This window comes from Actinomadura sp. NPDC049753, assembly GCF_040674655.1.
Classification (GTDB): Bacteria; Actinomycetota; Actinomycetes; order Streptosporangiales; family Streptosporangiaceae; genus Spirillospora; species Spirillospora verrucosospora.
The window spans coordinates 1-4,854 of record NZ_JBFARL010000335.1; the positions used below are offsets into that span (position 1 = coordinate 1).

The 4,854-nt window shown below is 76.8% G+C and carries 4 protein-coding genes; 2 read left to right on the forward strand and 2 right to left on the reverse strand.

What is annotated here, in order from left to right; genetic code table 11:
• A partial coding sequence (locus AB0K37_RS40185; protein ID WP_363990960.1) for a hemolysin family protein occupies window positions 1–912 on the reverse strand: 912 nt, incomplete at its 3' end.
• A gap of 118 nt (window positions 913–1,030) precedes the next feature.
• Between AB0K37_RS40185 and galE the strand changes: the two genes are divergently transcribed.
• Entirely contained in the window at window positions 1,031–1,984 is a 954-nt protein-coding gene (gene galE, locus AB0K37_RS40190) for a UDP-glucose 4-epimerase GalE (RefSeq protein ID WP_363990963.1), read from the forward strand.
• Window positions 1,981–3,129: a galactokinase gene (gene galK, locus AB0K37_RS40195; RefSeq protein WP_363990969.1), complete on the forward strand. Its 1,149-nt coding sequence runs from the start codon at window positions 1,981–1,983 to the stop codon at window positions 3,127–3,129. Before galE ends, galK begins: the two co-directional genes overlap by 4 nt.
• Here the strand turns inward: galK and AB0K37_RS40200 are convergent.
• Window positions 3,122–4,854: hypothetical protein (locus AB0K37_RS40200; RefSeq protein ID WP_363990966.1), on the reverse strand; the 1,733-nt coding region annotated here is incomplete at its 5' end. The genes galK and AB0K37_RS40200 overlap by 8 nt on opposite strands.

Consider the following 4,854-nt stretch of genomic DNA (forward strand, 5'->3'; position numbering starts at 1 on the left):
TGCGGCCTGCGGCGACGCCCGCGGCATGACGCGCACGCGGGCCACCCGCCGGCCCTCCATCCGGGCCACCGCGAGCCGGCGCCCGCCGGCGTCCACCGAGTCGCCCTCGGCGGGCACGCGGCGCAGCACCGCCATGATGTGCCCGGCGACCGTCTCGTACGGCCCGGCCGGCAGCCGGATGCCGGTCTCGGCGGCGAAGTCGTCCAGGTTGAGCAGGCCGTCGACCTCGACCACCCCGCCGTGCAGGCGCCGTGCCTGCGCGTCCTGGACATCATATTCGTCGCGGATGTCGCCGATGAGCTCCTCCAGGAGGTCCTCCAGCGTGACGATGCCGGCGACGCCGCCGTACTCGTCCATGACGATCGCCAGGTGGCAGCCCTCGCGGCGCATCTCCGACAGCGCCGGCAGCACCCGCTTGGAGGACGGCAGGAATTTCACCGGACGCACCAGACCGCCCACCGGCCCGTCGCCCGGGGCGTCCGGGGCGGGCCCGTCCGGCAGGACGGGCGCCAGCAGGTCGCGGATGTGCACGAACCCGATCACCTCGTCGTGGGAGTCGCGGCAGACGGGGAACCGCGAGTGCGGGCTGCCGGCGGCGATCCGGGCGGCGGCGGCCAGCGGGAGCGCGGCGTCCAGGAACTCCACCTCGGTGCGGGGGACGAGGACCTCGCGCAGCGGCCGCTCCCCCGCCGCGAACACCTCCCCGATCAGCGCCCGCTCGTCCGGGGTGAGCTGCGTGTTCTGGGCGACCAGCGTCCGCATCCGCTCCGCGGTGATCTCCCCGCGCAGCGCGCCCGGGTCGCCGCCCGACAGCCGCACGACGAGGTGGGTCGAGCTCGACAGCAGCCGCACCAGGGGGCGGGCGAGCGCTCCCGCTGGCCCCACGGGCGGCCGGGACGGCGTCCGGTCCATGGGTTCAGCCTTCCCCGTTCGGCGTTCCGGATAGCCTGGGCGGACCCCCTAGCCTGGACGCGCCCCGCCGTCCTGATCATCGTGAACCGGCCGAGAGGCTCGTCGTGGAGGTCCGTCAGTGAAGCTGCTCGTCACCGGAGGCGCCGGCTATGTCGGCAGCGTCGTCTCCGCTCTGCTGCTGGAGGCGGGGCACGAGGTCGTCGTGCTCGACGATCTGTCCACCGGGCACGCGGACGCGGTGCCCGAGGGCGCACGGCTGGTGCGCGGCACGCTGCGCGACACGGCGGCGGAGGTGCTCGGCGGCGCCGGGTTCGGCGCCGTGCTGCACTTCGCGGCCCGCTCGCTCGTCGGGGAGTCCGTCGAGAAGCCCGGCCTGTACTGGGACAAGAACCTCGGCGAGTCCCTCGCCCTGCTGGAGGCGATGCGCGTCGCGGGCGTGCCCCGGATCGTGTTCTCCTCGACCGCCGCGACCTACGGCGAGCCGGAGTCGACGCCGATCCTGGAGACCGACCCGACCCGTCCGACCAACCCCTACGGGGCGTCCAAGCTGGCGATCGACACGGCCCTCGCCGAGTACGCGCGGCTGCACGGGATCGGCGGGGTGTCGCTGCGGTACTTCAACGTGGCCGGCGCGTACGGGCGGCTCGGCGAGCGGCACACGGTCGAGACCCACCTGATCCCGAACGTGCTGAAGATCGCGTTGGGCGGCGGCGGCGCCGTGAAGATGTTCGGCGACGACTACCCGACCCCGGACGGCACCTGCGTCCGCGACTACATCCACGTGACCGACCTCGGCCGCGCGCACCTGCTCGCGCTGGACGCCTGCGAGCCCGGCCGCCACGAGATCTTCAACCTGGGCAGCGGCACCGGCAACTCCGTCCGCGAGGTCGTCGAGGTCTGCCGCGAGGTCACCGGCCGCGACATCCCCGCTGAAGTCGCACCACGCCGCCCCGGCGACCCGGCCGTGCTGGTGGCCTCCTCGGAGAAGATCCAGGCGCGGCTCGGCTGGAAGCCCGAACGCGATCTGCGCACCATGGTCGGCGACGCGTGGACCTTCCTGCGCTCCCGATGAGCGGCGCGCTCAGCGAGAGCTTCGCCGAGGCGTTCGGGCGGGCGCCGGAGGGCGTGTGGCGCGCGCCCGGCCGGGTCAACCTGATCGGCGAGCACACCGACTACAACGACGGCTTCGTCCTGCCGTTCGCGCTCCCGCGCGGCGTCTCGGTCGCCGCCGCCCGCCGCGACGACGGCGTGGTGGAGGTCCGCTCGCTGCAGGCCGGCACCGCCGTCACCGCGCCCGTGGACGGCGGGACGGTCGCCTCCGAGAACTGGCCCGCCGACCGGGAGTGGGCCGCGTACCCGGTCGGCGTCGCGCGCGTGCTGCGCGAGCACGGGACGGGCGGCGCGTCCCTGCTGATCGACTCGGACCTCCCGCAGGGCGCGGGCCTCTCCTCGTCCGCCGCCCTGGAGTGCGCGACGGCGCTGGCGCTGTGCGACCTGCACGGCGTGGAGATCGACCGTCCCGCGCTGGCCCGGCTGGCGCAGCGCGCCGAGAACGAGCAGGTCGGCATGCCCTGCGGCCTCATGGACCAGTCGGCGTCGCTGCTGTGCACGCCCGGCCGCGCGCTGATGCTCGACTGCCGCAGCGGTCTGTCGTCGCAGGTCCCGTTCGACCCGGCCGCCTCGGGCATGGTCCTGCTGGTGGTCGACACGCGGGCCTCGCACGCGCTGACGGGCGGCGACTACGGCCGCCGCCGCGCGGAGTGCGAGGAGGCCGCGTCCCTGCTCGGCGTCGAGGCGCTGCGCGACGTCAAGGACCTCGCCGCCGCCCTCGCGGCGCTGCGCGACCCCGTCCTGCGCCGCCGCGTCCAGCACGTCGTCACCGAGAACCACCGCGTCGAGGCGGCCGTCGGGCTGCTGCGCGCCGGCGCCCTCCCCGAACTCGGCGCCATGCTGAACGCCTCGCACCTGTCCCTGCGCGACCAGTTCGAGGTCTCCTGGCCCGAGGCCGACGCCGCCGTCGACGCCGCGGTGCGCGCGGGCGCCCGGGGCGGCCGCATGGTGGGGGGCGGCTTCGGCGGCTCCGCCATCGTCCTCACCCCGGCCGCGCGGGCCCAGAAGGTGCGGGACGCGATCACGGCCGCCTACGCCGGCCGCGGCTGGACGGCCCCGGAGTTCCTGGAGGCGCCCCCCTCCGAGGGCGCCCACCGCGTCAGCTGAGGGCCGACTTGAGGTCGTCGTGCAGGCGGGTGGCCTCTTCCGCTGCGTCGGTCTCGTCCAGGGTGGTGAAGCCGTCGGCGGCGGCCGCGGCGTGCGCGGCGGCCTCGGGGAGGCGGCCGACCTGGGCGAGGACGCGGGCCTGGTCGTAGGAGACGAGGGCGGTCTCCCAGACGCGGGCGGGCTCGTTGTCCGGGGGCAGCCCCGCCAGGGCCGCGCGGGCCGTGTCCATGACGGCGACGGCCTCGTCGGCGTCGCCGCTCCACAGCAGGCACATCGCGGCGCGGCGGCGGGTGCGGACCACCCCGTAGGGGTCGCCCGCCTTCTCGTTGGCCTCGGCGGCCTCGGCGAACCGGGCGGCGGCCTGGGCGTCCCTGTCGAGGGCGGTCAGGACGCCCCCGGCCTCCTCCAGGAAGTGCGCGACGGCGTCGTGGCGGCCGTCCCGCGCGGCGTCCTCGGCGAGGTCGGCGAACGTCGCGGCGGCGTCCTCCTCGCCCATCTCCTTCTGCGCGTGCGCGAGGATCAGGCGGCAGCGCCGGGCGGGGTCGCCGTCCAGCCCGGGCAGCGCCTCCTCGGCGGTCTCGGCGGCCTCCAGGTGGCGGCCCACGGCCAGGTACGCGGCGGCGAGGTCCACGCGGAGGTGGACGGCCTGCTCGTGCATGCCCTCGGCCGTCCAGGCCGCGATGGCCTCGGCGAGGTCGGCGACGGCGTCGGCCGGCCGGTCGGCGGCGAGGAGCGCCAGGCCGCGGTCGCAGTGCGCCACCGCGCGCATCGGCGACGGGGGCAGCGCGGCGATCACCTCGTCGAGCAGGGCGAACACCTCCTCGTCCGGGCCGGTCTCCCCGCGGGCCAGGGTGCGGGCGAGCAGCAGGCCGGGCGAGGCGACCGTCTCCGGCTCGCCGGAGACGCGCGCCGCGTCGGCGGAGCGGCGCAGCGCCGCCACCGCCTCGCCGGTGTCGCCGGTCCGCAGGAGCGCCTGCCCCCGCAGGAACCACAGCTCACCGGCGCGGTCGGGCGCGTCGCCGGCGTCGATCCGGTCCAGCGCGGCGAGGGCCTCCTCGGGGCGGTCCAGCCCGAGGTGCGCGGTGGCGAGGCGGAGCAGCGCGGCCGTGGCGTCGCCGTCCTCCCCCGGATGCGCGGTGAGGTGCTCGGCGGACGCGATCACCTGCTCCAGGCCGCCCTCGTCGCCGAGGTCGACGCGCATCGCGCCGAGGCGGCCGAGCGCGCGGTGCCGGCGCGTCTCCTCGCCCAGCTCCGCGTACAGCCGGGAGGCCTCCTCCCAGCACCGCGCGGCGCCCTGGCCGTCGCCCTCGACGGCCAGTTCGACGCCCCGGCCGTCCAGGCGGCGGGCCTTCTGGAAGGGCGTCGGCTCGGTGGTCTCGGCGACGGCGTCGAACCGCCGGAAGGCCGCGAGCATCCCGGGCAGGTCGCCGTCGGCGCGGCGCCGGTCCACCAGGTCGAGCAGCTCGCCGAGATCGTCCATGGACGCGAGGGCGCCGGCGGAGGCGGAGTCGTCCGCGGAGGGGTTCCGCGGGGCGGGGGCGGGCGCGGGGCGGCGGTGGTGGGGGGCCAGCGGCAGGAAGTCGACGACCGGCTCGGCCTCCAGCGTGGCGCGCACCTTGTCGCCCTGGTGGGACGTGCCGTTGCGGGCGTCGAACCGGGCCGCCAGCGCCGTCGCGCGCTCGGCGAGCTCGGCGCGCAGCTCGGGCAGGGGCACGTCGGCCGCGG